The organism is Neorhizobium puerariae, from assembly GCF_042429745.1.
Taxonomy (GTDB): Bacteria; Pseudomonadota; Alphaproteobacteria; order Rhizobiales; family Rhizobiaceae; genus Neorhizobium; species Neorhizobium puerariae.
In genome coordinates this window covers 413,215-439,257 of sequence record NZ_JBHMAA010000024.1, presented here as the reverse complement: position 1 = coordinate 439,257, position 26,043 = coordinate 413,215, and the positions used below count along the sequence as shown (strand labels likewise).

The window sequence follows — 26,043 nt, the reverse complement described above, 5'->3', positions numbered from 1 at the left end:
GTATGACCCATACCGCCACGGCCTCATCGGCCAAGTGGCGACTGAAACAGCCGAGCATCATCCCGGGTTTCGGGTTGACGCTCGGCTTTTCGCTCGCCTACCTTTCACTCATTATCCTTGTGCCCATCGCGGGCCTGTTCTGGCGCAGCGCCGGGCTCGGCTGGAGCGGGTTTTTCAGCGTCCTGCTGGATGAGCGCACGCTCCGGGCGCTCTACGTGTCTTTCGGGACGGCCTTCATCGCGGCGCTGGTCAATGTCGTCTTCGGCACGATCCTCGCATGGGTCCTGACGCGCTACGATTTCGTCGGCCGCCGTCTGCTGGATGCCATGGTGGACCTGCCGTTCGCCCTGCCGACGGCGGTCGCCGGCATCGCGCTTGCCGCGCTTTACGCTCCGCAGGGCTGGATCGGCTCGTTCTTCATGCCCTTCCGCATCGCGTTCACGCCGCTCGGCATCGTGATCGCCCTCATCTTCATCGGCCTGCCCTTTGTCGTGCGCACGGTGCAGCCGGTCATGGAGGAGATCGACCGGGAGGTGGAGGAGGCCGCCGCCACGCTCGGCGCAAGCCGGTTCCAGACGGTCTCCCGGGTCATCCTTCCCGGCCTTTTCCCGGCGATCCTGACCGGTTTCGCCCTGGCCTTCGCGCGTGCCGTCGGCGAATACGGCTCGGTCATCTTCATCGCCGGCAACATCCCCTATGTCTCGGAGATCGCGCCGCTCCTGATCGTCATCCGCCTGGAAGAGTTCAATTATGCGGGCGCGACGGCGATCGCCACGATCATGCTGCTCATCGCCTTCGCGATGCTGCTCGTCATCAACCTCATCCAGGCCTGGAGCCGCAGGAGATACGGCAATGCCTGAGAATGTCCGCTCCACGCCCGCCGGGCCGTCCCGCTTTCGCGACCCCGCCGACGAGCGGCCGCTGGCAAAGGTCGTCCTGATCCTGCTGGCGCTCGTCTTCCTGACATTCTTCCTGCTGCTGCCGCTGATTTCCGTCTTCGTGGAAGCCCTCCGCCAGGGATGGGGAGCCTATTACGAGGCGCTGATCGAGCCGGATGCCGCGGCGGCCATCCGCCTGACGCTGCTGGTCGCGGGGATCGCGGTGCCGCTCAACCTGATATTCGGGCTTTGCGCCTCCTGGGCGATCGCGAAGTTCGAGTTCAAGGGAAAGGCGTTCCTGATCACCCTGATCGATCTGCCGTTCTCCATCTCGCCGGTCATTTCCGGCCTGGTGTATGTGCTTCTGTTCGGTTCCAACAGCCTGCTTGGTCCGCTGCTGAAAAGCTGGGGCATCGAGATTCTCTTCGCCGTGCCGGGCATCGTCCTCGCCACCGTGTTCGTCACGTTTCCCTTCGTCGCGCGCGAACTGATCCCGCTGATGGAGGACCAGGGCACCGGCGACGAGGAGGCGGCGCTTTCCCTCGGCGCGTCGGGCTGGCAGACCTTCTGGTACGTCACGCTCCCGAACATCAAGTGGGGGCTGCTTTACGGGGTGCTGCTCTGCAACGCCCGCGCCATGGGCGAGTTCGGCGCCGTCTCGGTCGTGTCCGGCCGCATTCGCGGGCTGACCAACACCATGCCGCTGCATGTCGAGATACTCTATAATGAGTACAACATGGTCGCGGCCTTCGCGGTGGCTTCGCTGCTCGCATTCCTGGCGCTTGTCACCCTTGCGCTGAAGACGTTCCTCGAACTTCGGTTCGGTGCCGGCGCTGCCGGCGGCAGGCATTGAGATAAAGGTTTCGTTTCGATGGAAGTCACCATCAATAATATCCGCAAGGAATTCGACCGCTTCCCGGCGCTCAACGACGTATCGCTGAAGATCGCTTCCGGTGAGCTGATCGCCCTGCTTGGCCCTTCGGGATCGGGCAAGACGACGCTGCTCCGCCTCATCGCCGGCCTGGACTATCCCACCGCGGGCAAGATCTTCTTCGGCGAGGAGGATGCCTCGCACCGCACGGTGCAGGAGCGCAATGTCGGTTTCGTGTTCCAGCACTATGCGCTCTTCCGACATATGACGGTCGCCGACAATATCGGCTTCGGCCTCAAGGTGCGCCCTTCCGGGACCCGCCCCGCGAAGGAGGAGATCCGCCGCCGCGTCTCGGAACTGCTGGACATGGTCCATCTTTCCGGTCTCGAAAAGCGCTATCCGAACCAGCTTTCCGGCGGCCAGCGCCAGCGCGTGGCGCTGGCGCGCGCCATGGCGATCGAGCCGCGCATCCTGCTGCTCGACGAGCCGTTCGGGGCGCTCGACGCCAAGGTCCGCAAGGAATTGCGCCGCTGGCTGCGTGAGTTCCACGACCGCACCGGGCACACGACCGTCTTCGTGACCCATGACCAGGAAGAGGCTCTGGAGCTTGCCGACCGTGTGGTCGTCATGAGCCAGGGCAGAATAGAGCAGGTCGGTTCGGCGGACGATGTCTACGATCGTCCGGGTTCCCCCTTCGTGTTCTCCTTCATCGGGGAATCCTCCCAGCTTCCGGTCGAGGTTAAGGACGGCGCGCTGCTTTTCCAGGGGCACCCGATCGGCATTTCCGAGCCGGGGGATGGGGTGGGCGACCTCTTCTTCCGGCCCGAGGACGTGTCGCTCAGCGACGAGCAGGAAGCGCTGTTCGGCAAGGTCACGGCCTGCCGGCGGCTTGCCGGCACGCGCATCGCCGAGATCGACATCGCCAACGAGGGGCATGCGCCCTACCATGTCGAGATCGAGGTGCCGCTGCATGCGCCGGTCGAGCTCGGCAGCGAGGCGCGCTTCCGCCCGACGCGCTGGAAGGTATTTCGCAAGTAGCTTGAAGTCGAGCGCTCCTGCCCGTCCGCCGATGGACAGGAACGCGAGCTCTTCCTACAGCATCGGCCCGAAAATCGACATCGATTTTCGGAAAGCACGATGCGTGGATTCAATAAGCTGGAGTGCCGTGCGTCCGTTCGGGCGCACGGCACTCCAGGGGTTTCTACTCGTTGCTTTTTTGCCGCGATCACGAAAAGTTTTGAAAAATTGATATGCGTCAATTTTTCTGTCAAGGAGAACGGCTAGAGAATTCTCGGACACGAGCTTTTCCCAATGCATTGAACCAAGACAAGCGCGCAGCGACCATTTGCGACGGGTAGCCTATGGCAGATATTGCCCATCTAGACGAAACCTCAGAGCCGGTCGTCGGCTTGCCGGCAGGACGATCGGGTCTTGCCGTCTCTCTTGGAAAAGTGCTGGTCGACCGGCTTGTTCCCGATGCCGGCGTTCTGCTGTTCGTCGGCTTTGTCCTCTTCGCGATCGCGCTCGTCACGAACCTCTTCTTCGAGGAGAGCCTTGCCGGCTTCGGCTGGCGCCTGCTCCTGTCGAACAACGAGATGCATGCGCCGACCGGTCTTGCGCTGACGCTGCTGATCGGCACGTTCGCGACCAACCGCCTCAGGCGTCCGGCCCGGTGCCGCAAGCCGCCGTCTGGCGAGGAGATGAGCCGCGCGGTCGACATCCTCTCCACGCAGCCGAATGCCAGCGCAGGCCTCGTCCGCCTGGGCGACAAGAAGATCATCTTCTCCGATTGCGGCAGCGCTTTCATCATGTATGCCCAGCAGGGGCGGTCCTGGGTGGCTCTGTTCGACCCTGTCGGCGATCGCAAGGTCTGGCCGGGTCTCGTGCTGAAATTCATGGAGGCGGCCCGCAAGGCGGGCTGTCGCGCCGTCTTTTATCAGGTCTCCCAGGATTTCCTGCCCTTGACGGTCGAGGCGGGGCTCAAGCCCTACAAGCTCGGCGAACAGGCGGTGGTCGACCTCACGAAATTCGATCTGAAGGGCGGCGCGTGGCTGAAGCTGCGCCGGTCCATCAACCGCGCCGCCCGCGACGGGCTGGAATTCTCGATGCTCAAGGCGGAGGATGTCCCGGCGGTTCTCGATGAGCTGCTCTCCGTTTCCCGCGCCTGGCTCGCCGGGCAGAACGCGGCGGAAAAGGGTTTCTCGCTGGGCACGTTCCAGCCGCGATATGTGGCGGCCGGGCCGGTGGCGGTGATCCGCCTCGAAGGCCGCATCGTCGCCTTCGCCAACATTCTGTCGACCGCTTCCAGCGGCGACGCCTTCATCGACCTGATGCGGCATGTTCCCGATATCCATCGCGGCATGATGGACCTGCTGTTCGTGCGCATCATGGAGCACATGAAGACCGAAGGGTTCCGGACCCTCAATCTCGGCATGGCGCCGCTTGCCGGCCTCTCGACCCACAGCAGGGCGCCGCTCTGGAACCATGTGGGCGGGCACATTTTCCGGAATGGCGAGCGCTTCTACAATTTCCAGGGCGTGCTGGCCTTCAAGTCCAAGTTCGATCCGGAATGGCATCCGCGTTATCTCGCCGTTGCCGGTGGCGGCATGCCGATCGTTTCCATGCTGGACATCACAATGCTGATCGGCGGCGGGCTGAAGGGGCTTCTGCGCCGATGAAACTTCTGCCGATCATCATGGCGGGCATCACGCTCGCCGTGGCAGTCGTCAATCTCGTTTCCGATCCGGCTCTCAGGACCAGAAGCCTTCCGACGACGCGTATTTCCTATCCGGAGGGCAAGGCGGATGGCGTCGTCGTCCTGCTCTCCGATGGCGAGGGCTGGTCGCAGAAGGAGGAACGGGCCTCGCTCGCACTGGCCAGGGACGGAGCGCTGGTCGTTGGCGTCGACCTGCCGGAATATTATGCGGCGCTCGAGGCGGAGCGGGATGACTGCCTCTACCTCGTCTCCGACATAGAGGACCTGAGCCGCCAGCTTCACCGCTCGGCGGATATCGCCGCCTATCACCCGCCCGTGGTGGCCGGGATCGGCGACGGCGGAACGCTGGCGCTCGCAATCGCCGCGCAGACGCCCGACTCCACCATTGCCGAAACGCTGGCGATCGATCCGGAAAGCGCGATCCCCCTTTCGACCGTGCTCTGCACCCCGGCTCCCAAGGTGCCCGTGTCCGACGGCACCATATACGGCCTGACGGAAGGCGAGCTCCCCAATCCGGTCCGGGTGATCTTCAGCCCGACGGCCGATGCCGCCGGCCGCGTCCACGCAAGAGGCCTGCAGGAAACCCATCCGGCCGTCGAACTCAACGAGTCGACGGAAACCGCCGATGCGGCCCTGCTGCGCAACGCGTCGGCCATCGTCCGGCGTATCGCCCGTTCCGCATCGCCGCTCAATCTCCCGCTCGTGCCGATCGAGGTGGAGCCGAAGCACGACGCGATGGCGATCGTCTATTCCGGCGACGGCGGCTGGCGCGATATCGACCAGCAGCTCGGCGCCTATCTCAAGGAGGAGGGGATTCCCGTTATCGGGGTCGATGCGTTGCGTTATTTCTGGAGCGGGAAGACGCCGGAGGAAACCGCGGCCGACCTTTCCCGCATCATCTCGACCTATCGCAAGCGCTGGAAGGTCGATAACGTGCTGCTGATCGGCTATTCCTTCGGCGCCAATATTCTGCCGGCGACCTATCGGGCCCTGCCCGATGCCGACAAGCAGGCTGTTTCGCTCGTCTCCCTGCTTGCCCTGTCGAACCAGGCGGATTTCGAGATCGACGTCTCGGGTTGGCTCGGTTTTGCCGGGGCGGGCAGATATGGCGATCCCGTCGACGATCTGAGGGAGATCGAGCCGTTCAAGATCCAGTGCATCTACGGCCTGAAGGAGGAGGACAGCGCGTGCCCCGACGTGCAGGGCATAGCCGGCGCGCAGGTCCTGCCGCGCGAGGGCGGCCACCATTTCGACGGTGACTATCGCGCCCTGAACCGACTGATCGTCGACCGGGCGGCGGCATTGATGGCGGTGAACTGATCTTCAAGAAACGGTGAGACCTCTGGTCATCGGTCGCAGTCTCCACATCTTCCGCGCATGGCCCGGAAACAGAGGAGAGCCGCCATGCACCGCCTTTCGATCACGCGCATCCTTGCAGGAACAGCACTTGCCGCGATGCTTGCCGGCTCCGCCGCCGCCCATCACGGCTGGTCCTGGGCCGAAGCCGACCAGATCGACCTCAGGGGCACCATTCACTCCATCTCCTTCGCGCCGCCGCATCCGACGCTGGAAGTCCGCGCCGAAGACGGCGTCTGGCGCGTCGAACTCGGCAACCCGAACCAGACGCAGCGCTCCGGTTTCGTGGAGGGGCAGGCGAGCGTCGGCGACGAGATCGTCGCCACCGGCAACCGCTCCGAGGACCGCAGCGAGAAACGCATGAAGGCCGTCAGGATCGTCGTCGCCGGCAAGACCTTCGATATCTACCCGGAACGTATCCGGACGAACTGAGCCGGGAACAGGCGTGAAATGGAACTTCTCGCCCCGCTCGCCGAAACGCCGCTTGCGCGAGCGCTCATCACGTCGGCGACGCTGTATCTCCTGGTCAATGCCGCGCATATCCTCGGCACCGGCATGCTCTTCGGTGCGATCCTGGCGCTGGACCTGCGACTGCTGGGCTTCGCCCCCGCCGTGCCCCTGCCGCCCATCGCGCCCTATCTCTCGCGCTTGGCGGGCGCGGGCGTCGTCCTGGCGATCGTCACCGGCTTCTGCCTCTTCACCGTCCGCCCCACGGAATATGCGCGCAACCCGGCTTTTCTCGCAAAACTCGGCCTTGTCGCGCTGGGCCTGATCAACGTGGCGGTCGTCCATTTCGGCAGGGGATGGCGGGTGGTGCTGGCCGGCGGAAACCCGGCCACCGCCTTGCGCATCTCGGCGATGTTTTCCATCATCGTCTGGATCGCCGCCGTGATCGCCGGCCGATGGATCGGGTTCCTGTAATCTTTCTTGATGAAAACACGCATTTCATGCATATTGCATCGCAATTGCAATGCATGGAGCTATGTTATGAAAACGGCGACCATTCCCTCCCTCCGCGTCGATCCAGAATTGCGTGCCGCTGCCGAAAGCGTGCTGAAGGAAGGTGAGACCCTGTCTGCTTTCCTGGAGGATTCCTTGCGGCGACAGATCAGCTACCGGAAAACGCAGGCCGAGTTTATTGCGCGTGGACTGGCTTCGCTGGCCGAGGCAAAGCGCACGGGAATTTATCATGACGCGGATGACGTGCATGACGAGCTTAAAGCCATGCTCGAAGCAAAGCGCGTAGAACTCGGCAAATGAGTTACAGGCTTCGCTACACATCCGAAGCCCGTGCGGATATCAAACGTCTCTATGCGTTTCTCCTTGATAGGGATTTTCAGGCCGCTGAAAAAGCCATCGAAGTCATTGTCCGAGCGATGGAGTCGCTCAAGGAGTTTCCTTTTGCGGCGAGGAAGGCGCCTGGAGACAATCCGTTCCTGCGGGAACTCGTCATTCCCTTCGGTTCTGCCGGTTATATAGCGCTCTTCGAGATCGAGGATGCGACGACTGTAAACATCATCGCCGTCCGCCATCAGCGAGAAGACGACTACCACTGACTATCGATCGCTCACCGCCGCCCGCGGATTGATCCAGGGCTGCTGATTGCTGCGGGGCAGCGGCGTTTTGCCGAGGATATGGTCCGCTGCCTTCTCGCCGGTCATGATCGACGGACCGTTGAGATTGCCATAGGTCACATGCGGAAAGATCGAACTGTCCGCCACTCTCAGGCCTTCGACGCCGATCACCCGGCATTCCGGGTCGACCACCGCGAGCGGGTCGTCGGCGCGCCCCATGCGGCAGGTGCCGCAGGGATGGTAGGCGCTTTCCAGATGCTCGCGCAGGAAGGCATCGATTTCGTCGTCCGTCCGCACCTTGTCGCCCGGCTGGATTTCCGGCCCGCGATAATCGTTGAAAGCCTTCTGGCCGAAGATCTCGCGGGTCAGCCGAACGCAATGGCGGAATTTCTCCCAGTCTTCCGGATGGCTCATATAGTTGAAGCGCAGCACCGGATCGGCCCCGGGGTCGGGAGAGCGCAGCGTGACGCTCCCGCGCGATTTCGACAGGTTGTAGCCGACATGCACCTGGAAACCGTGGCTCCTGGCCGCCGCCCGCCCGTCATAGGAGATCGCCACCGGCAGGAAGTGATACTGGATGTCCGGCTGCTTCAGCCCCGGTGCGGAGCGCAGGAAGGCGCAGGCCTCGAACTGGTTGGAGGCGCCGAGCCCGCCCTTGGAGAGCAGCCATTGGGCGCCCGCGACACCCTGCCAGAACCAGGGCAGCCAGGAATAGAGCGACACGGGCTTCAACGAGACCTGCTGGAAATAGAATTCCATATGGTCCTGCAGGTTCGCGCCGACACCCGGCCGGTCCGCCTTCACCTCTATCCCCATGGACTTGAGATGGCCGGCCGGCCCAATCCCCGAAAGCATCAGCAGTTTCGGCGAGTTGAAGGAGGAGGCCGAGACGACGACCTCGCGACTGGCGCGGACCACTTCCGTCACCCCGCGCCGCTCGATCTCGACGCCGACGGCCCGGCCGTTCTCGATCACGATCCTGTTGGCGAAACCATGGACCAGTTCGACATTCGGCCGTCTCAGCGCCGGCCTGAGATAGGCATTCGCCGCCGACCACCGCCGCCCCTTGTAGATGGTCTGCTCCATCAGCCCGAAACCTTCCTGTTTCGAGCCGTTGTAATCCTCCGTCATCTCGAAGCCGGCTTGGCTGCCTGCCTGGATGAAGGCATGGAACAGCGGGTTCCTCACCGGCCCGCGCTGCACATGCAGCGGCCCGTCCGTGCCCCGCCAGCCTTCCTCGCCGCCATGGCTATGCTCCATGCGCTTGAAATAAGGCAGCACATCCGCGTGAGACCAGCCGGTCGCGCCGAGCTCTTCCCAGCGATTGTAGTCTTCCGCGTGTCCCCGCACGTAGACGAGCCCGTTGATCGACGACGATCCGCCGATGACTTTTCCACGCGGCGCGGTGATGCGGCGGTTGTTGAGGTTCGGCTCGGGCTCGGAAAGATAACCCCAGTTGTAGCGCTTCATGCTCATCGGCCAGGCGAGCGCCGCCGGCATCTGGATGAACGGCCCGAAATCCGACCCGCCCGCCTCGATCACGATCACCGAATGCTTTCCGTCCTCCGACAGCCGATAGGCGATCGCCGAGCCTGCGGAACCGGAGCCGATGATGACGAAATCTGCCTGAAGCATGTTAGCGTTCTCCAGACGGTTTCTTGAAGTCGTGCCGTGCCAGAGGGGGGGGGGCGGACTTGCTCGGCAGCGGATGTGATCATCAATACGGCGCCTCGACCGGTCCCATGCCCACATAGACCGTCTTCAGCTCGGAATAATGTTCCAGCGCGGCCAGCGAATTCTCCCGCCCGAAGCCGGATTGTTTCGAACCGCCGAAGGGGATTTCCACCGGGCAGAGGTTGTAGCTGTTGATCCACAGCGTGCCGGCCTGCAACTGGTCCGCCACCCGGTGACCGCGCGTCAGGTCGGCGGTGAAGACGCCGGCCGACAGGCCGAATTCGGTCGCGTTGGCGCGGTCGACCACCTCGTCCTCGTCGTCGAAGTCGAGCACGCACATGACCGGCCCGAAGATTTCCTCCCGGGCGATGGTCATGCCGTCGGTCACGTCGGCGAACACGGTCGGCTGGATGTAATAGCCTTCACCCGTGACATGGTTCGGAATGCCGCCGCCGGTGATCAGCGTTGCACCCTCCGCCTTGCCTTTGTCGATATAGGAGAGAACCTTCTGCCGCTGGTCGAAGGAGACCATCGGGCCGAGTTGCGTCGCCTCGTCCAGCGGATCGCCGATGATGATCTTCTCCGTCCGCGTCTTGAGGCGCGAGAGGAATTCGTCCCTCACCTTGCGGCTCACGAAGACGCGCGTGCCGTTGGAGCAGACCTGGCCGGTCGAATAGAAATTGCCGAGCATCGCCCCGCCGATGGCGCTGTCGAGATCGGCATCGTCGAACACGATCAGCGGCGACTTGCCGCCGAGCTCCATCGTCACATGCTTGAGACCGCCCGCAGCGGCGGCCGCCACCTTGCGCCCGGTCGGCACTGAGCCGGTGAGCGACACCTTGGCGACATCCGGATGGTTGACGAGCAGCGGGCCGGTCGTCCGGTCGCCCTGGATGACGTTGTAGAGCCCCTTGGGCAAGCCGGCTTCGTGCAGGATCTCGGCGATCTTCAAGGCCCCGAGTGGTGTGTTCTCGGAAGGCTTGAACACCATGGCATTGCCGGCCGCGAGCGCCGGGGCGCCCTTCCAGCAGGCGATCTGCTGCGGATAGTTCCACGCGCCGATGCCGACGCAGACGCCGAGCGGCACCCGCTTCGTATAGGCGAAATCGCGTCCGAGCGGGATATGGTCGCCGTTGAGGCCAGCCGCGATCACGCCGCCGAAGAATTCGAAACTGTCCGCGCCCGAGGTCGGATCGGCGACGGTCGTCTCCTGGATCGGCTTGCCGGTATCGAGCGTTTCGAGTTCTGAAAGTGCGCGGTTCCTCTCGCGCATGATCTCGGCGGCGCGTTTCAATATGCGCCCGCGCGCCGTCGGGCTCATCGCCGCCCATTCCGGCTGGGCGCGTTTGGCCGCCGCGATGGCCTTTTCGACAATGGCGGGCGTTGCCGCATGAAGGCGGGCGATCACCTCGCCGGTCGCCGGATAAAGGCTCTCGATGACGGCGCCATCCGTATCCTCGACATATTCGCCGTCGATGAAATGGCTGGCGGCAGGTTGGGCTTTCATTTTACTCTCCGCGCGGATAACGCTTTGATTCTTCAAGGGTATCAAGGTTCATATGGTTGCGCATGTAGCGCTCGGACGCCTTCTGCAGAGGCTGGTGATCCCAAGGGTAATAAGCGCCGTTGCGCAATGCCTCGTAGACAACCCAGCGGCGCGCCTGGCTTTCGCGCACCGCCGCGTCGAAGGCCGCCATGTCCCACCTGGCTTTCCGCCTGGCGCGAAAACCTTCGAGGATATCGGCATGAGCCGGGTCGCCGGCAAGGTTCCTGAGCTCCCTCGGATCGGCGTCGAGATCGAAGAGCTGCTCGGGGTCCAGCTCGCAATGGATATATTTCCATTTGCCCTCGCGGATGCCGACCAGCGGAGCATAGGAAGCCTCCGCCGCATATTCCATCAGCACCGGGCTCGTGCGTGGCGCACCGTCCATCGTCGGCTTCAGGCTTTCCCCGTCCGCCCAGGGCTTGATCTCGTCCATCGAAATGCCGGCAAGCTCGCAGAGCGTCGGCGTGACGTCGAGGTTGGAGACAGGCGCCGTGTAAAGGGCAGGGGTGACGCCGGGACCGGCGATCATCAGCGGCACGCGAGCCGAACCCTCGAAGAAGTTCATCTTGAACCACAGCCCCCGCTCGCCCAGCATGTCGCCGTGGTCGGAGCAGAACAGGATCAGCGTGTCGGAGAGCATTCGCGTTCGCGTCAGCGTGTCGATCAACTCGCCGACCTTCTCGTCGATATAGGAAATATTGGCGAAGTAGCCCTGCCGCGCGCGGCGCACATGCTCGTCCTTCACGTCGAAATTCCGGTAGTCGCAGGAGAGGACGATCCGCTGCGAGTGCGGGTCCTGTTCCCCGAGCGGGATTGCTCCGACTTCCGGCAGGAGGTGCGGGCAATCCTCGTAGAGATCCCAGAATTTTCTCCGCGCCACATAGGGGTCGTGCGGATGGGTGAAGGAGACGGTGAGGCACCAGGGCCGCCGGTCGGCATCGTCGCGCTCGCGTGAAAGCTGGTAGAGCTTCTGGTTGGCAAGGAACGCGACCTCGTCGTCGTATTCCATCTGGTTGGTGATCTCGGCCACGCCCGCGCCGGTCACGGAGCCGAGATTGTGGTACCACCAGTCGATCCGTGTCCCCGGCTTGCGGTAATCCGGCGTCCAGCCGAAATCGGCGGGATAGATGTCCGTGGTCAGCCGCTCCTCGAAACCGTGCAACTGGTCCGGTCCGACGAAATGCATCTTGCCGGAAAGCGCGGTGTAATAGCCGGCGCGGCGCAGATGGTGCGCATAGGTCGGGATCGACGAGACGTATTCCGCCGCATTGTCATAGACGCGCGTGCGGCTCGGCAATTGCCCGGCCATGAACGAGGCGCGGGCGGGCGCGCAGAGCGGCGAGGACGTGTAGTTGTTGGCGAACCGCGCCGAACGGGCGGCGAGCGCCTTCAGATGCGGCGCATGCAGCCAGTCCGCCGGCCCGTCGGGAAACAGCGTGCCGTTCAACTGGTCGACCATGACGATGAGGATATTCGGCTTGGTCATGGCGGAATCGGCTCCCGGCGGACGGTTGAACTCTAACGTGAGTTATTTTTGATCCCGCCCGCAAATCAAGAAACGATTGCGAACATGGCTGTCTTAAAAACGCAGAACGACCGGTTGATTGTGATGGAACCAGGGATGAGTAAATGGTCATCTATCTCGATGACCACGGCTACAGATGAGGTGCAGCATGCTGGTAGCCGGGCGCAAGCCCGGGACGGCCGGGGAAATCCTTGTCGAGGAATTCATGCAGCCCATGGGCTGACCCAGGGCGCACCGGCCGATGCCATGGGCGTGCCGCGCAAGCATGTGAACGGATCGGGCGGGCCCGCCCGATCAATCGCGCCGCCTGACGGGGTTGTTGACCTCGATCAAGCCTGCTCCACATCTTCTTCTATAGCGTCGGGTAAGGCTTTGAGAGAAAAAGGGGTTGGTCATGACATTCGGACTGGATACGCCGTCGGTTTCCACGGTGCGCGACAAATGGGGCTGGTTTCTTGCCCTCGGCATTCTCCTTCTCGTTTTCGGCATCGTCGCATTCGCCAATCTCTTCGTGGCCACCGCCGCCTCGATTTTCTATATCGGCATGATGATGCTGATCGGCGGCGTGGCCTATCTCGTCCATGCCTTCCAGGTGAAGGGATGGGACCAGGTCCTTTTCTGGTCGCTGAGCGGCATCCTCTACACGATCGCCGGACTGCTCGCCTTCTGGAATCCGGCGCTGACGGCGGTCGTCCTGACCTTCCTGATGGCGGTTGCGCTGATGGTCGCGGGCATTTTCCGCCTCTGGGTCGGCTTCAGGATGCGGCCGATGAAGGGCTCCGGCTGGATCATCGCCGGCGGCGTCGTCACCGTTCTGGCGGGGTTGATCATTGCCGCCGGCTGGCCGGTCAACAGTCTGTGGATACTCGGGCTTTTCCTGGCGGCCGACCTGATGATCCAGGGCTGGACCCTGATCGCGCTGGCGCTCGCGGCTCGCGGATAAGCCTCTGATCTACATGATAAGTTGCGGAGATTTTTACGCTACACCATTGTCATGAAACTTTCATGGAGTCTTCACTGCGCGGGAAACCGATTCTTGAGGAATTGCTGGGAGCCTGATGTCCGTTTTAGGCCATTGCGCAGTGGAGTATTGAGTCATGTCGTCTGCGGCCATCATGGAACCGGGCGTCTTCCGGCGATATGCGAGCGACCAGCTCGTCACGCTCGCCAAGCTGGTTCTCGAAAACGCCTTCCAGCCGATCGTCGAAGTCGGGACCGGTTCCGTTTTCGGGTATGAATCGCTTCTGCGCGGCCAGGAGCGGATAGGTTTCTCCTCTCCGCTCGAACTGCTCGACCAGGCTCAGGAAACCGGCCAGCTGCTAGCCCTCGAACAGATGATGGCGAGCCGCGCGCTCGCGAAATTCGCAAGCCTGCCGGACTTTTCCTCGACCACCCTTTTCCTCAATCTCGATGTGCGCCTCATCGGCAACGGCCGGTATTTCCTCGAAAAGGTGCTGCTGAACCTGCGCAAGGCGAATATCGCGCCGTCCTCCGTCTGCTTCGAGTTCTCCGAGCGCTTCGACAATACCAGCGTGCCCGAATTCGCCGATCTGGTGACATGGATGCGCAAGGAAGGTTTCAAGCTCGCGATCGACGATTTCGGCGTCGGCCATGGCGAGATGAAGCTGCTCTGCGATTATCCGGTCGACTATCTCAAGATCGACCGTCATTTCATCGCCGGCCTCGACCGGAGCCCGCGCAAGCGCCACCTCGTCAAGAACATCGTCAACATCGCCCATGTGCTCGGCATCCGCGTGATCGCCGAAGGCATCGAAACGGAAGCCGAGTTCCTCGCCTGCCGCGAATATGGCATCGACCTCGTGCAAGGCTGGTTCATCGCCCGCCCCACGACCTTCGTCTCGGACCTGCAGTCGTCCTTCCCGTATCTTGCCGATATCGGCCACCGTCGCTCCAGCCAGTCGCTCGACGAGATACTGATCCGCAAGCAGATCGAGCACCTGCCGACCGTCTACGAGAACGAAAGCATCGACAGCGTTTTCGAGCTTTTCCGCCGCAACCCGCGCCAGGCTTTCTTTCCGGTGCTGAACGCCAACGGCGAGCCGCGCGGCGTCATCAACGAATATCATCTCAAGGAATATATCTATCAGCCCTTCGGCCGCGACCTGTTGAAGAACAAGGTCTACGAACGCTCCATCTCGCATTTCGTGGACCGCGCGCCGATCATCGGCCTCGATGCGGAGGCCGAGGAACTGATGAGCCTGTTTGCCAACATGGACAACAGCGCCTGCGTGATCCTCACCGAGAACATGCGCTACGCCGGCGTGGTTTCCGCCGCGTCGCTCATCAAGGTCATCAACGAGAAGCAGCTGAAGATCGCCCAGGACCAGAACCCGCTGACCGGCCTGCCGGGCAACCGCGCCATCCGCGATTTCATGCACGAGGCGGGCCGTGACGACGAGGAGCCCCGCTTCTTCTGCTATTGCGACTTCGACAATTTCAAGCCGTTCAACGATCACTACGGCTTCCAGATGGGCGACCATGCGATCTCGCTCTTCGCCGCGCTGATGAAGCGTTATTTCTTCTCGGACGGCGATTTCCTCGGCCATGTGGGCGGCGACGACTTCTTCATCGGCGTGCGCGACTGGACCCGCGACGAGCTGAACGAGATACTCGAGCGCCTGCTTTCCGATTTCCACGACGACGTCGCCGAACTTTATTCGCCGGAAGAGCGGGCGGCGGGAAAGATCCGCGGTCATGACCGTTCCGGCGCCGAGCGGGATTTCCCGCTGCTGCGCTGCTCGATCGGCGTGCTGGAATTGCCGCAGGGCCTGCTGCTCGACGACGTCGGGCGTGTCGGAGGCGAGATCGCCGCCGTCAAGGCCGAGGCCAAGGAAAGCGAAGGCGGTCTGGTTTTCGCAGCCTTCGGCGAGACAAAATGACCGAGCGGCCGAACGCCGCCTTCCTATAAGGCCGGTCATGTCCTAATTCAGTGGCTTGTCCCTGAGAGGAGAGTCCGCCATGCCGCTTCCCGCCGAAATGCGTTTCATCGATTTGCCGTCCTTCGGGAAACCGGAGGTCATGACGCTTGCCAGGGGGCCGTTGCCCCAGGTTCGCCCGGGCGAGATCCTGGTGAAGGTGGAAGCGGCCGGCGTGAACCGGCCGGACGTCGCCCAGCGCCAGGGAACCTATCCGCCGCCGAAGGATGCAAGCCCGGTCCTGGGACTGGAAATCGCCGGCGAGGTCGTGGCGCTTGGAGACGGTGTCACCGGTTTCAAGCCGGGCGACAAGGTCTGCGCGCTGGCGAATGGCGGCGGTTACGCGGAATATTGCGCCGTGCCGGCCGGCCAGGCGCTGCCCTGGCCGAAGGGGTATGACGCGGTGAAGGCCTGCGCGCTGCCGGAAACCTTCTTCACGGTCTGGGCCAATCTTTTCCAGATGGCCGGCCTGACGGAGGGCGAAAGCGTGCTGATCCACGGCGGCACGAGCGGCATCGGCACGACGGCGATCCAGCTTGCCAGGGCTTTTGGCGCGACGGTCTACGCAACCGCCGGCTCGAAAGAAAAATGCGAGGCCTGCGAGAAACTGGGCGCCGCGCGCGGCATCGACTACAAGACGGAGGATTTCGCCGCGGTTGTCAGGGAGGTCACCGGCGGTCGCGGCGTCGATGTCGTGCTCGACATGATCGGCGCGGCCTATTTCGAAAAGAACCTCTCCGTGCTTGCGAAGGACGGCTGCCTGTCGATGATCGCCTTTCTCGGCGGAAGCACGGCGGAAAAGGTCAACCTGGCGCCGATCATGGTGAAGCGCCTGACGGTCACAGGCTCGACGATGCGGCCGCGCACCGCAGATGAAAAGCGCGCCATCCGCGACGACCTGATCGCCGAGGTCTGGCCGCTTCTGGAAGAGGGGACGGTCGCGCCCGTCATCCACACGATCCTGCCCTTCGATGAGGTCGCCGAAGCCCACAGGCTGATGGAATCGAGCAGCCACATCGGCAAGATCGTGCTGAAGTTCTAGTCGTCTTGCGTTCGGTTCGGGTGTGCGGGAAATCCGTGTCGCGATGAAACCCGGGCATTTCGGGTGATCTGCGTTGCCGGGATCGAGGATGCCGTCTGGGTGTGCACGCGTTTCGGAAGAAGACGCAGCACGCCGCGAGACGGGATCTGGATTCGGCCGCTTCGCGTCTGCGCCAGATCGGAAAAGAGTGAAGCCATGGAACGCCAGAGCTTTGAAAATGTCTGGGATGCGCTCGAAGATACGTCGACGGAAGCCGCGAATATGTCGATGCGTTCGGCGCTTCTGATCGCCATAGAGCAAAAGGTGAGAAGCTGGCGCGTGACGCAGGCGGAGGCCGCGCGTCGTCTGGGCATTACCCAGCCCCGATTGAGCGATCTGCTGAAGGGGCGCATCACAAATTTCAGCTTGGATGCCTTGGTCGGGTTGGCGTCGCAGGCCGGGCTTTCCGTCCGATTGGACATTGCGGATGCCGCTTAGCGCGAAGCCCTGACCTTCCGACTCCCCGGCTGGAAGCCTGCGCATGATAAGGCGCGAGGCTCAAGGATCAACTCACTTATATGCGCAGCCGTTCACATAACTTGCCTTGCGGACTCGCGGCATCGCACCTACCTTTTCTCCATCGTCAACGTAACGAAAGGAAGGTGATCCAATGTCTAGTGAGATTTCGGTCTGCGTAACGGGCAATGGAAAGGTGACGGTCTTGACGGGGCAGCCCTCGGCCTGAACCCATCTTCCCTGCCGGACCGTCGTGAGGCGGCCCAGGTTCGTTCAACCGGACCAGATTTCATGGAAGGGTCGCTCCGAGCGGCCCTTTTCCTTTTTCGGGAATTCCTCTCCTTTTCAGGAATTCCCCGGTCTCCCTCCCGACGATCCTTCCCTCGGCTCTATTTTTCCCGTCCCATGCATTTCACGCATGGGTGGCCTGCTGGTTGAGCGCTTTTAGAGCAGCACGGACCCGTCTATATAACGGTCATCGAAGCAAACGAGAGCGCCAGGGACTGGCTGCTAGGCTTCGAAAACCCAGGAAAGGGGGATCATCATGAACGTCGTACGCACTCTCAACAATTGGCGTAAATATCGTCAGACGGTCGCCGAACTGGGCCGTATGACCCCGCGCGAACTCAACGACCTCGGCATTGCCCAGAGCGATATCCGCCGTGTTGCGCGCGAAGCCACCGGCTTCTGATCGCCATCTGACTGAATGATTGTCAAACGCCCGCCTCTTCGCGGGCGTTTTGCATTTTATGCATAGCTGACCCTCAAAATCCGATACGCCCCACCGCCGGCAGCTTGATGCCCGGATTGGCGATATCGATGCCTGCGACCAGACCCAGGACGTGAATTTCCAGGCCGCTGCGCATTCCGGCCGAAAAGCCGAGAAGGCCGCGTAGCGTCACGTGCAGATCGCGCCAGTCGTCGTCGAGATGCACGAATTCACCGTCCGGCAGGTAGTCGCGGCCGACCGCATGCGGCGGCAGCACGGCGCCGAGTTCCGGCACCTCGCGCAGCACGTAGGCGACGAAGGTATTGGAGTTCGGCCCCGGCCAGATGGTGTAGCCGCCCGGCTCCGAATAGGGATAGGCGGCGATCGCTTCCCCGATCCCGGGAATGAGAAGCTCCGCTTTCGCGCCGGTGACCGAGGTCACGAGTTCGGGCATGTTGGAATACCAGTAGGCATCCGCCGGATAACCGTTGCGCCGCATCGGTTTGCCCCATCCGACCTTGTCGTAGCGCGTGTAGGTTTCGGCGCCTTTTTCCTTGGTGACGATCCATGCATGGCTGGCGACGGCGCCTTTCAGCCCGCCGGTCATGGCGGAGAAGACGTAGATCGCAGCTTCCTCGCTTTCGTCCGCTTTCGGCAGGATGCCGGCGGAAGACCAGCGCGCCTCGCTCCAGCGGCCCGGCCGGTCCTTCATCGCCCACAGGCCGGCGGAAGCGAATGTCGGCAGCAGGTAGACGATGAAGATGACCAGAAACAGCCGCTTAACCGATTTCATGTGAAGGTGCCCCCCGAAAAAACACCGGACTCATTTGTGAGCCCGTGATATTGCGCTTCCCACAAGCGCCATTGAAAACAGCAATTTCAGGACCGGCCATGCAAAACCCCGTTACCGTCGAAGTCACCAGAGGCAAGTTGGTCGAAAGCCGCCATCGCGGCATGGGCGTGGTCGTCGATGGAGACGGCAGGACGGTCTTTTCCTTCGGCGAGGCGGAGGCGCATGTCTTCCCGCGCTCGGCCTGCAAGGCCATGCAGGCGCTGCCCCTCGTCGAAAGCGGCGCGGCCGACGCCTATGGTTTCTCAAACGTGGAGCTGGCGCTCGCCTGTTCTTCCCACTCCGGCGAGGATGCGCATGTCGCGACCGCCGCCGCAATGCTGGCGAAGGCCGGACGTGACGATGCGGCGCTGGAATGCGGCGCGCATTGGTCTTCGGATCAGGCCACCCTGATCCACCAGGCCCGCACGATCGGGAAGCCGACCGCGCTCCACAACAACTGCTCGGGAAAACATTCCGGTTTCGTCTGCACCTGTGTGCATGCGGGACTGGAGGTGAAGGGATATGTCGGCTACGACCACCCGCTGCAGGCGGAAATCCGCGGCACGATGGAGGTTCTGACGGGCGCGACCCTCGGCCACCAGAACTGCGGCACGGATGGCTGCTCGATCCCGACCTATGCGGTGCCGCTCAAGGGCCTTGCCCACGGTTTCGCGAAAATGGTCACCGGCAATACCCTTTCGCCGGAGCGCGCCAGGGCCTCGCGGCGGCTGATGCAGGCCTGCATGGCCGAACCCTTTTATGTCGCCGGCACCAACCGCGCATGCACCGGCCTGATGCAGGCGGCTCCCGGCAAGATCTTCGCCAAGACCGGCGCGGAAGGCGTCTTCGTCGCGGCCCTGCCGGATCAGGGGCTCGCCATGGCGGTGAAATGCGAAGACGGCACGACGCGGGCCGCCGAAGCGATGATCTTCGCGCTGATCGCCCGGTATGTCGAGAAGGGCGGCGAGGTGGAGACCCGGCTTCTCTCCATGGCCAACAAGTCCATGAGGAACTGGAACGGCATCCATGTCGGCGACGTCCGCGTCACCGACGCGCTGTTTGGCTGAGCGTGCCGTGATCTTTCCGGACGGTCCGAAAACTTCGGCCGTTTTCACCAGTGAACACGCCGCTCAATCGTTATGGGCAATGTTGACAATGGTGCTCGATCCAAATTGGGAGAATGAAACCTCCATCGATCCGTGCTTCCAATAGGCCGTTGTACCGAGGTCGGACTTATCGGAAGTACCGGGAGTGCCAAGCTGCTCGATCAGGGCGGCCAAGAGCTTCGAAGGGCCGGCGAGCGAATAGGAACACGCCCTATGGCTGTTTGGTCCCTTGGCTATCCAGAAGGACAGCAAGCCGTCGCCCTCATTTTCTCCCCGCCGCCAGCCGATCACGTCCACTGATCCGCCATTGTAGGCCAGGAAATTCGTGCGCCATTCTTCCGTCTCCTGATCCTTCATGCGGCCCCAACCGAGCGCATTCCCCTTCGCCGTCGCTTCCGACACCGTGGATGACAGGCAAATGTCCAGAAGCCTGGGTACGGTCAGGGGCGATGGCATTGCGGCAGCCGCTCCAGAAGCCAGGAGTGTCAAGATCGTCAACCCCGTTGCCATTCGGTCCATGCCTGAGATCATTGGTGCCATCTGAAACTCCCTTCCTTCCGCTTTGCGCGCCACGGTTGCGGTCTTTGCTTTTGTACATGTCGCGTGAAGCCGCCGCACATTTTTGCGCGACATGCTCTAAACCTCCACGATATTGACGCCGAGCGCCCGGTAGGCGGATAGCCGCTGTTCGTCGAGTTCGGCGGGCACGATCATGCCCGCCAGATCGGAAACCGGCATGATCGTGCACGGCGAGGAGGCGTCGAGCTTTTCGGCGGTGACCAGCACATGGGTCTCCGCCGCCTGCGAGGCGATGTGGCGTTTGACCGCCGCTTCCTCCAGATCGCCGGTGGAAAGCCCGCGCGAGGGATGGATGGCGGTGACGCCGAGGAAGAAGATGTCCGGCCGGATCAGGGATATCTGGCCGATGCTTGCCGCGCCGACGGCCACCATCGAATGTTTGTAGAGTCGGCCGCCGATCAGGATCACCTCCGCCGTCGGATGATGTTCGAGTTCGGCTGCGATGGTCGGGCTGTGGGTCGCCACCGTGAAGGCGAAGCTGCGAGGCAGGGCGCGGGCGATTTCCGCCGTCGACGTGCCGCCGTCGAGAAAGATCAACTGGCCGGGCCTCACCATGGCCGCCGCCGCCGCGCCGAGCCTCTGCTTTGCCGCAGACGAAATGGTCCGCCGCGTCGAGAAATCCGGCAGGTCCGGTGAAACCGGCAGTGCCCCGCCATGCACCCGCTTCAGCAGGCCCTCGGCCGCCATCTCCCTCAAGTCGCGCCGGATCGTGTCCTCCGAAAGCGAGAATTCCCCGGCGACGCGTTTTGCGACGACCTGCCCCTCCCGGCGCAGCATATCGAGAATGAGGCTCTTGCGTTGACTGGTCAGCATGGTCCTTGACTCTGCACGAAGTTGCATGAATAAGGATGATAATGCCTGATAATTCTTGGATTGTAAAGATTTTCGGGTATGTTCGTGTAATTCTGCGATGGGCGCAGATCAGTTGGAGAAACGAAAATGTTGATTTTGATCGCCGGTCCCTATCGTTCCGGCACTGGAGACGATCCGGAGAGGATGGCGGAGAACCTGAAGCGGCTGGAGGCTCCCTCCCATGCTCTGTTCAAGGCAGGTCATGTGCCGATGATCGGCGAATGGGTGGCGCTGCCGGTCTGGCATGCGGCAGGCGGCGAACGGGTGGGCGACGATCTCTACGAGGAGATTTTTCATCCGGTGGCCGGACGGCTGCTCCAGCTCTGCGAGGGCGTGCTGCGTCTGCCGGGAAAATCGAAGGGCGCCGACAACGACGTGAGGATCGCCACGGAGCGCGGCATTCCGGTCTGGCACCGGCTGGAGGACGTGCCGGGCGTCGTTTGACCTTTCCGTCGCGCGAAGCTGTGCTAAAACGGCATCCTGAAACGGAGGATGCCGATTGTACACGCTCTATTTCGCGCCGGGCACCTGTGCGCTCGCCAGCCATATCGCACTTGCCGAATCCGGCCTGCCCTACGAGGTCAGGCGGGTGAAGTTCGCCGAGAACGAACAGCGTTCCGAAGCCTACCTGAAGATCAACCCGAAAGGGCGCGTGCCGGCGCTGGTGATGGACAAGGGCGTCCTGACCGAAACCGTGGCGATCCTCGCCTTCATCGCGCAGGTCGCGCGGGAGGCGAACCTCGCGCCGCTCGACGATCCGTTCCTGTTCGGCCGGATGCAGGCGTTCAACGCCTATCTCGCCTCGACGGTGCATGTGGCTCATGCGCATGGCCGTCGCGGCACACGCTGGGCCGACGAGCCGTCCTCGCATGCCGACATGCAGCGCAAGGTTCCGCAGACCATGGGCGAGTCGTTCCGCCTGATCGAGGACGAGTTGCTGGCCGGCCCATACGTGCTCGGCGACCGCTATTCGATCGCCGATCCCTACCTTTTCACCATAGCCACCTGGCTGGAGGGAGATAAGGTCGATATCGCGCGGTTCCCGCGGGTGCAGGCCCATTTCGAGGCCATGAAGGCGCGTCCGGCGGTGCAAAAGGCATTTGCCGAAGAGGCCGCGGCCTGACGGTTCAGGCGCATTTCGAAAGGCAGGCTTTTTCGCAGGTCCCCGCTCCGGGCGGAACGGGACGGGGAAAAGGCAGATCGGCGAGCTGCCTGAGGTCCATGGAACCGATGTCCGGATCACGGAACGGATCATCGGCCCGCACGTCCGGGCGCGATGCCGCCGATGTCAGCCAGGTCTTCATCTTCGAGAAAATCTGGAGCGGTGTCATGAGTGTCACCTCGCAAATTTGTTATCATTTGCACCCGGAATATCGGCCCGGACGGCTGGATTTTCAATTGAGTTCTGAAGGCGCGGGCTTTAGAAAATCTATATGAACAACCTGAACCTCGTGCATCTGAACGGGTTGCGCGCGCTGGAAGCGGTCGGCCGCCTGGGCTCGCTGCAGGCGGCGGCGGAGGAACTTGGCGTCTCCGTCGGCGCCGTCAGCCAGCAGGTCATCAAGGCCGAGGCGCAGCTCGGCCGGCCGGTCTTCCATCGTTTGCCGAAGGGCATGGTGCCGGTCGAATGGGCGCAGCCCATGCTGGTCCGGCTGACCGAAGGGTTCCATTCCCTGTCGGAGGCCGTGTGTGTCGGAAGGCGGCGGGACGATACGCTGCTGACCATTTCCGTCGCGCCCGTCTTCGCCGCCCGTTTCCTGGTGCACCGGCTCGACCGGTTTTCCGCGTTGCATCCGGAGATCCGGTTGCGGATCGATGCGACCACGGCTCTCGTGGATTTCGCGATCGACAACGTCGATCTCGGCATCCGCGTCGGGGCGGGCAGGTGGCCGGGCGTCGATGCGCAGCTTCTGCTGCCGCAGCTTGTCTTCCCGGTCTGCGCGCCGGCCCTGGCGGAAAGGCTGAGGGAGCCGGCCGATATCCTGAAGGTGCCGGCGATCGTCGACGGCAGGGCGATGTTCTCGTGGGACGTCTGGTTCCAGGCGGCGGGCATCGAGCCCGCGCCGATGAGCATCCGCCATGTCTTCAACGAGGCGTCGCTATGCCTCGATGCCACGATGGCGGGCGAGGGGGTCATGCTCGCCTGGCAGACGCTCGCAGCCTATGCGCTGGATCAGGGGCGGCTCGTCGCCCCTTTCCCGATCCGCGCCGCAACCGGCTTCGGGCATTATTTCGTCACCCGCGCCGGATCGCGGCCACCCGAAAAGGTCAGGGCCTTCCACACCTGGCTGAAAGCGGAGCTCGCCGGGCTGGAAGAGCCCTGATCGCCACGGGATCAGGCCGGTTCGGCGGTGCGCTTGTCCCACATGGCCTTGAAACCGGGGCGGGCCTGCGCCGCCTCTATCCAGGCCTTCAGCGCCGGACGGCTGTCGAAGAGAGGGGCATATGCCTGCGCGTAGCGCACGACTTCGGCGACATTGATATCGGCTGCGGTGAAGCGGTTGCCGACGATGTGGCTGTTCTTCGAAAGATGCTTTTCGAGAACGTCGAAGGGGCGTTTCAGGAGGCGGGCGGCGACGTCGATCTCGGTCTTGCCTTCCTCGGTGTCGGCCTTGCCGCCGGCGGCCGTCGAGGAAATCTTCAGCGCGGACGTCTCGACGCTGGTGGCGGCGAACAGCGACCACTGCACCATCAGCGCCTCTTCGGCGATGTCCTTCGGGCCCAGTTCGCCACCGTATTTGCGGGCGAGGTAAAGCGTGATCGCCAGCGATTCGTGCAGCACGAAACCGTCGTCGTCCATCGACGGGATCGAACCCATCGGATTGATCGCCAGGAATTCCGGCGACAGCGTGTTGACGCGTGCGCCGGGCGCCATCGGCTCCGGCAGCCGGTAGCCCTGGATGACGAGAACATGCTCGAACGGTATGCCGAGTTCCTCGACGAGCCAGAGCGGACGGGTGGCCCGCGAGCGATAGACACCATAGATTTTCAGCATTCGATACCCTCCTTGCGCGGCCGCCCCCGAAAGCGGAAGCGAATTCGGGGCCACGGCATGCGAAACAATGCCGGGCGCAAGCTATGGGCATGAGCCGGAAAACAAAAGGCCAATCCCCGTTGGAGGACGATGAAAATTCTGGATAGGATTTAATCGTGTCCAATCGGTCTTCAGGAGCCTTCCAATGCGCACCACCCGGTCGCTCGGCATCACCTTGCCGGTCGAGATGGCGGAGATGGTGAAGGCCAAGGTCGCCTCCGGTGGATACGCCACCGAAAGCGAGGTCATCCGCGATGGCCTCCGGACACTCATCGCCCGCGATGCGGCGATCGAGAGATGGCTGGAGGAGGAGGTCGTTCCCGCTTATGACGAACTCAAAGCCCATCCCGAGCGCACGGTATCGCCGGAGGATGTTCGAAGGCGCCTCGATGCCCATGCCGATCCGCTCCTCGAAAAGCAGAACAAGGCATGAGCCCTCGCGTCGTTTTCGGACCGCGGGCAATCGAGGATCTTGAAGACGTTCTGACCTGTCCGGCGCCCAGGATGGGCGTGGAGGCAGCCCGGGAATATGTCCGCAAGATCGAAGGGCATTGCCTCGGATTTGCGACTTCCCGAAGCGCGGCATGCTTCGTGAAGAGATAAGGCCCGGCCTGCGCCTCGTCGGTTATCGCTACAGGGCAACGATTGCCTTCTTCATGGAAGCGGACGTCGTAACGGTCATACGCATCTTCCACCGTGGCCGGGATGTCGATTTCGGCGAGGATGTCTCCTAGGCGATCCTGTTGTTGTCGATCGTCAGGTGCCTGAAGCTCTGGCCGTCGCCGCGGCCGAGTTCGGCGGTTGCCGGCGCCTTCCAGCGGTGGCCGATCACCGCGCCGTCCCTGACGGCGTCGAAGAGGTTGCCCGAGATCACCGCGTTGCCGGCTCCTTCGACCACGCTCACCGCGCAGCCGATCCTGGCCTGGCGTACGATGTTGCCGGTCGCGAGCACGTTGCGCAGGTAGGGGCCGAAGCCGAGCGCCATGCCCCAGAGCGGCACATTCTCGATCACGTTGCCGGTGAGCGCCGTATCCGCCTCGACGCTGATGCCGACGCCGAAGATCGCCTCGTCGAGGACATAGGGACCTGTCGGCCGGAGGTTGCGGACGATATTGCCGGTGACCGTCGCAAGCCGCCCGCCCTCGTTGAAGTTGACGACCGAGATGCCGTTCGCCGCGCCGTCGATGATATTGCCCGAGATCATCGCGCCCTCGAAGGCGAATTCGGCATAGATCGCCGTTTCGCCGGATGCGAAACACTGGTTGTTGGCGATCTGGGCGTTCGAGGCGCTGTTGGCGCGGATCGCCGAAAAGGCCGATCGCGAGATGTGGTTTCCCGTCACCATCACGTTGTCGGCGCGAAACAGGTTGACCGCATTGCCGTACTGGCCGGTCCCGCCGTTCGTCGCCCCGATCTCGGCGATGCGGTTGCCGGAAACGATCGTGCCGTCGATGCCCTTGGTCCAGCGGTGGATCAGGATGCCGCCGTTGCCGCAATCGAGGACGGCGTTGCCGGTGACCGAAAGCCCGCTGCTTTCCACGGCATAGAGCCCGTATTCGGCAGCCCCCGAGATGCGGCTCCGCTCGATCCGGCCGCCGCACCGCTCGAGCTGCACGGCCGTCTTGCGGGAGCCGATGATCTCGCAATTGTCGATCGCAACCTCCGCGACGCCGCGCATGTGGACGAGCGCCGGGCTCTGGTCGTCGAGCCAGCGGTCTGCGCCGTCGATGACGAGGTTGGAAAGTTCGATCCGGCGCGCGCCCTCGGCCCGCAGAAGATGCCCGTCCCCGGTATAGACCAGCCGCGAGGCGCCCGGCACACCGGTGATCCGGGCGCCGTCCGGCAGTGAGAGGCCGGATACCCGGTAGTTGCCGGGCGGCAGGAAAACGGAAAGATTCTGTCGGGCGGCCCCGGCGATGATCTCGCCGAGCTTGCGGCTTTGCCTGTCGCCCCCCTCCGGCACGACGCCATGTTCGCGGGCGTCGATCGAGCCTCGGAGGTCGATGGTCGGGAAGCGATCGGAAGCCGTGGCCGCATGCCGGGGAAACGCGCCGGATGCGGCCATGCCCGCGATCATCGTCAATGCCGTCCGTCTCGGAATCATCCAACACGCTCCCTTGCCGTCAACAAAGCATTTTCTATGCCAGTCCTTTCAATGTCGTTATGCTAAATAGTTTTGGAGATTGAGTAGAAAGGGCTTCTGTGCAAGCTTCAAGCATGGCAATTTCACGATGTTCTTAAGCAACGATAAGGAATTCTACGCCATGCTGCAGAGCAATAGGGCGGCAGATTCTCGCGTGTTTTTCTGATGAAGGTGG

At 63.0% G+C, this 26,043-nt stretch carries 29 protein-coding genes; 20 read left to right on the top strand and 9 right to left on the bottom strand.

The features are described 5' to 3' along the window. Positions 1 to 2 precede the first annotated feature (2 nt). The 9 genes from cysT to ACFFP0_RS21800 all read left to right on the top strand — a co-directional run bounded on the left by cysT (position 3) and on the right by ACFFP0_RS21800 (position 7,377). The gene (gene cysT, locus ACFFP0_RS21840) at positions 3 to 860 is read left to right on the top strand and encodes a sulfate ABC transporter permease subunit CysT (protein ID WP_377264306.1); all 858 of its coding nucleotides are present in this window, start codon (positions 3 to 5) and stop codon (positions 858 to 860) included. Beyond that, the gene (gene cysW / locus ACFFP0_RS21835; protein ID WP_377264305.1) at positions 853 to 1,731 is read left to right on the top strand and encodes a sulfate ABC transporter permease subunit CysW; all 879 of its coding nucleotides are present in this window, start codon (positions 853 to 855) and stop codon (positions 1,729 to 1,731) included. The genes cysT and cysW overlap by 8 nt, the downstream gene beginning before the upstream one ends. Positions 1,732 to 1,749: 18 nt before the next feature. Continuing rightward, positions 1,750 to 2,787 carry a sulfate/molybdate ABC transporter ATP-binding protein gene (locus tag ACFFP0_RS21830; RefSeq protein ID WP_377264304.1) on the top strand — a complete coding sequence of 346 codons (1,038 nt, stop codon included), beginning with the start codon at positions 1,750 to 1,752 and terminating at the stop codon, positions 2,785 to 2,787. 323 nt (positions 2,788 to 3,110) lie between these two features. After that, on the top strand, positions 3,111 to 4,427 hold the full coding sequence (locus ACFFP0_RS21825; RefSeq protein WP_377264303.1) for a phosphatidylglycerol lysyltransferase domain-containing protein: 1,317 nt from the start codon (positions 3,111 to 3,113) through the stop codon (positions 4,425 to 4,427). After that, on the top strand, positions 4,424 to 5,785 hold the full coding sequence (locus ACFFP0_RS21820) for a virulence factor family protein (protein WP_377264302.1): 1,362 nt from the start codon (positions 4,424 to 4,426) through the stop codon (positions 5,783 to 5,785). The genes ACFFP0_RS21825 and ACFFP0_RS21820 overlap by 4 nt, the downstream gene beginning before the upstream one ends. An 84-nt stretch (positions 5,786 to 5,869) precedes the next feature. Then, entirely contained in the window at positions 5,870 to 6,253 is a 384-nt protein-coding gene (locus tag ACFFP0_RS21815; RefSeq protein WP_377264301.1) for a DUF6152 family protein, read from the top strand. Between the two features lie 18 nt (positions 6,254 to 6,271). Next, a complete protein-coding gene (locus tag ACFFP0_RS21810) occupies positions 6,272 to 6,742 on the top strand; it encodes a DUF6644 family protein (RefSeq protein WP_377264300.1) in 471 nt (156 codons plus the stop codon). 66 nt (positions 6,743 to 6,808) lie between these two features. Then, entirely contained in the window at positions 6,809 to 7,081 is a 273-nt protein-coding gene (locus ACFFP0_RS21805) for a YlcI/YnfO family protein (RefSeq protein WP_377264299.1), read from the top strand. Further along, a complete protein-coding gene (locus ACFFP0_RS21800; protein WP_377264298.1) occupies positions 7,078 to 7,377 on the top strand; it encodes a type II toxin-antitoxin system RelE/ParE family toxin in 300 nt (99 codons plus the stop codon). Before ACFFP0_RS21805 ends, ACFFP0_RS21800 begins: the two co-directional genes overlap by 4 nt. On the opposite strand, the gene betA is transcribed toward ACFFP0_RS21800, so the two are convergent. The 3 genes from betA to betC all read right to left on the bottom strand — a co-directional run bounded on the left by betA (position 7,378) and on the right by betC (position 12,101). After that, a complete protein-coding gene (gene betA / locus ACFFP0_RS21795) occupies positions 7,378 to 9,030 on the bottom strand; it encodes a choline dehydrogenase (protein ID WP_377264297.1) in 1,653 nt (550 codons plus the stop codon). 82 nt (positions 9,031 to 9,112) lie between these two features. Then, positions 9,113 to 10,576, bottom strand: a complete 1,464-nt coding sequence (betB, locus tag ACFFP0_RS21790; RefSeq protein WP_377264296.1) for a betaine-aldehyde dehydrogenase — start codon at positions 10,574 to 10,576, stop codon at positions 9,113 to 9,115. Between the two features lies 1 nt (position 10,577). Continuing rightward, on the bottom strand, positions 10,578 to 12,101 hold the full coding sequence (betC, locus tag ACFFP0_RS21785; RefSeq protein WP_377264295.1) for a choline-sulfatase: 1,524 nt from the start codon (positions 12,099 to 12,101) through the stop codon (positions 10,578 to 10,580). 433 nt (positions 12,102 to 12,534) lie between these two features. Here betC and ACFFP0_RS21780 point away from each other — a divergent pair, with 433 nt between their 5' ends. The 5 genes from ACFFP0_RS21780 (at position 12,535) to ACFFP0_RS21760 (ending at position 17,304) form a co-directional block, all read left to right on the top strand. After that, on the top strand, positions 12,535 to 13,083 hold the full coding sequence (locus ACFFP0_RS21780) for an HdeD family acid-resistance protein (protein WP_377264294.1): 549 nt from the start codon (positions 12,535 to 12,537) through the stop codon (positions 13,081 to 13,083). 154 nt (positions 13,084 to 13,237) lie between these two features. Beyond that, the gene (locus tag ACFFP0_RS21775) at positions 13,238 to 15,040 is read left to right on the top strand and encodes a bifunctional diguanylate cyclase/phosphodiesterase (RefSeq protein ID WP_377264293.1); all 1,803 of its coding nucleotides are present in this window, start codon (positions 13,238 to 13,240) and stop codon (positions 15,038 to 15,040) included. Between the two features lie 79 nt (positions 15,041 to 15,119). Then, the gene (locus tag ACFFP0_RS21770) at positions 15,120 to 16,118 is read left to right on the top strand and encodes an NAD(P)H-quinone oxidoreductase (RefSeq protein ID WP_377264292.1); all 999 of its coding nucleotides are present in this window, start codon (positions 15,120 to 15,122) and stop codon (positions 16,116 to 16,118) included. A gap of 195 nt (positions 16,119 to 16,313) precedes the next feature. Beyond that, positions 16,314 to 16,595 (top strand): helix-turn-helix domain-containing protein, encoded by a 282-nt coding sequence (locus ACFFP0_RS21765; protein WP_377264291.1) that lies wholly within the window; start codon positions 16,314 to 16,316, stop codon positions 16,593 to 16,595. A gap of 562 nt (positions 16,596 to 17,157) precedes the next feature. Then, on the top strand, positions 17,158 to 17,304 hold the full coding sequence (locus ACFFP0_RS21760; protein ID WP_377264290.1) for a DUF1127 domain-containing protein: 147 nt from the start codon (positions 17,158 to 17,160) through the stop codon (positions 17,302 to 17,304). Positions 17,305 to 17,377: 73 nt separating this feature from the next. On the opposite strand, the gene ACFFP0_RS21755 is transcribed toward ACFFP0_RS21760, so the two are convergent. Continuing rightward, complete coding sequence (locus ACFFP0_RS21755) at positions 17,378 to 18,115, bottom strand: DUF3750 domain-containing protein (RefSeq protein ID WP_377264289.1); 738 nt, start codon at positions 18,113 to 18,115, stop codon at positions 17,378 to 17,380. 98 nt (positions 18,116 to 18,213) lie between these two features. On the opposite strand from ACFFP0_RS21755, the gene ACFFP0_RS21750 reads away from it, so the two are divergent. Further along, positions 18,214 to 19,221: an asparaginase gene (locus ACFFP0_RS21750; protein WP_377264288.1), complete on the top strand. Its 1,008-nt coding sequence runs from the start codon at positions 18,214 to 18,216 to the stop codon at positions 19,219 to 19,221. 63 nt (positions 19,222 to 19,284) lie between these two features. Here the strand turns inward: ACFFP0_RS21750 and ACFFP0_RS21745 are convergent, their stop codons facing one another. Both ACFFP0_RS21745 and ACFFP0_RS21740 read right to left on the bottom strand, forming a co-directional pair. Further along, entirely contained in the window at positions 19,285 to 19,800 is a 516-nt protein-coding gene (locus tag ACFFP0_RS21745) for a hypothetical protein (RefSeq protein ID WP_377264287.1), read from the bottom strand. A 96-nt stretch (positions 19,801 to 19,896) separates the two neighbouring features. Continuing rightward, complete coding sequence (locus ACFFP0_RS21740; RefSeq protein ID WP_377264286.1) at positions 19,897 to 20,652, bottom strand: DeoR/GlpR family DNA-binding transcription regulator; 756 nt, start codon at positions 20,650 to 20,652, stop codon at positions 19,897 to 19,899. A 126-nt stretch (positions 20,653 to 20,778) separates the two neighbouring features. On the opposite strand from ACFFP0_RS21740, the gene ACFFP0_RS21735 reads away from it, so the two are divergent. Beyond that, positions 20,779 to 21,135: a DUF4406 domain-containing protein gene (locus tag ACFFP0_RS21735; RefSeq protein WP_377264285.1), complete on the top strand. Its 357-nt coding sequence runs from the start codon at positions 20,779 to 20,781 to the stop codon at positions 21,133 to 21,135. A 55-nt stretch (positions 21,136 to 21,190) separates the two neighbouring features. After that, positions 21,191 to 21,814 (top strand): glutathione S-transferase family protein, encoded by a 624-nt coding sequence (locus tag ACFFP0_RS21730; protein WP_377264284.1) that lies wholly within the window; start codon positions 21,191 to 21,193, stop codon positions 21,812 to 21,814. A gap of 4 nt (positions 21,815 to 21,818) precedes the next feature. On the opposite strand, the gene ACFFP0_RS21725 is transcribed toward ACFFP0_RS21730, so the two are convergent. Then, positions 21,819 to 22,022 carry a hypothetical protein gene (locus tag ACFFP0_RS21725; protein ID WP_377264283.1) on the bottom strand — a complete coding sequence of 68 codons (204 nt, stop codon included), beginning with the start codon at positions 22,020 to 22,022 and terminating at the stop codon, positions 21,819 to 21,821. 102 nt (positions 22,023 to 22,124) lie between these two features. Between ACFFP0_RS21725 and ACFFP0_RS21720 the strand changes: the two genes are divergently transcribed. Next, on the top strand, positions 22,125 to 23,015 hold the full coding sequence (locus tag ACFFP0_RS21720) for a LysR substrate-binding domain-containing protein (protein WP_377264282.1): 891 nt from the start codon (positions 22,125 to 22,127) through the stop codon (positions 23,013 to 23,015). An 11-nt stretch (positions 23,016 to 23,026) separates the two neighbouring features. Here the strand turns inward: ACFFP0_RS21720 and ACFFP0_RS21715 are convergent, their stop codons facing one another. Next, positions 23,027 to 23,686 carry a glutathione S-transferase family protein gene (locus tag ACFFP0_RS21715; RefSeq protein WP_377264281.1) on the bottom strand — a complete coding sequence of 220 codons (660 nt, stop codon included), beginning with the start codon at positions 23,684 to 23,686 and terminating at the stop codon, positions 23,027 to 23,029. Between the two features lie 184 nt (positions 23,687 to 23,870). Here ACFFP0_RS21715 and ACFFP0_RS21710 point away from each other — a divergent pair, with 184 nt between their 5' ends. Further along, on the top strand, positions 23,871 to 24,158 hold the full coding sequence (locus ACFFP0_RS21710; protein WP_377264280.1) for a ribbon-helix-helix domain-containing protein: 288 nt from the start codon (positions 23,871 to 23,873) through the stop codon (positions 24,156 to 24,158). A gap of 151 nt (positions 24,159 to 24,309) precedes the next feature. Then, positions 24,310 to 24,459, top strand: a complete 150-nt coding sequence (locus ACFFP0_RS21705) for a hypothetical protein (protein ID WP_377264279.1) — start codon at positions 24,310 to 24,312, stop codon at positions 24,457 to 24,459. Here the strand turns inward: ACFFP0_RS21705 and ACFFP0_RS21700 are convergent. Next, entirely contained in the window at positions 24,456 to 25,829 is a 1,374-nt protein-coding gene (locus ACFFP0_RS21700; protein WP_377264278.1) for a TIGR03808 family TAT-translocated repetitive protein, read from the bottom strand. The two genes, ACFFP0_RS21705 and ACFFP0_RS21700, sit on opposite strands and share 4 nt — an antisense overlap. Between the last annotated feature and the right edge of the window lie 214 nt (positions 25,830 to 26,043).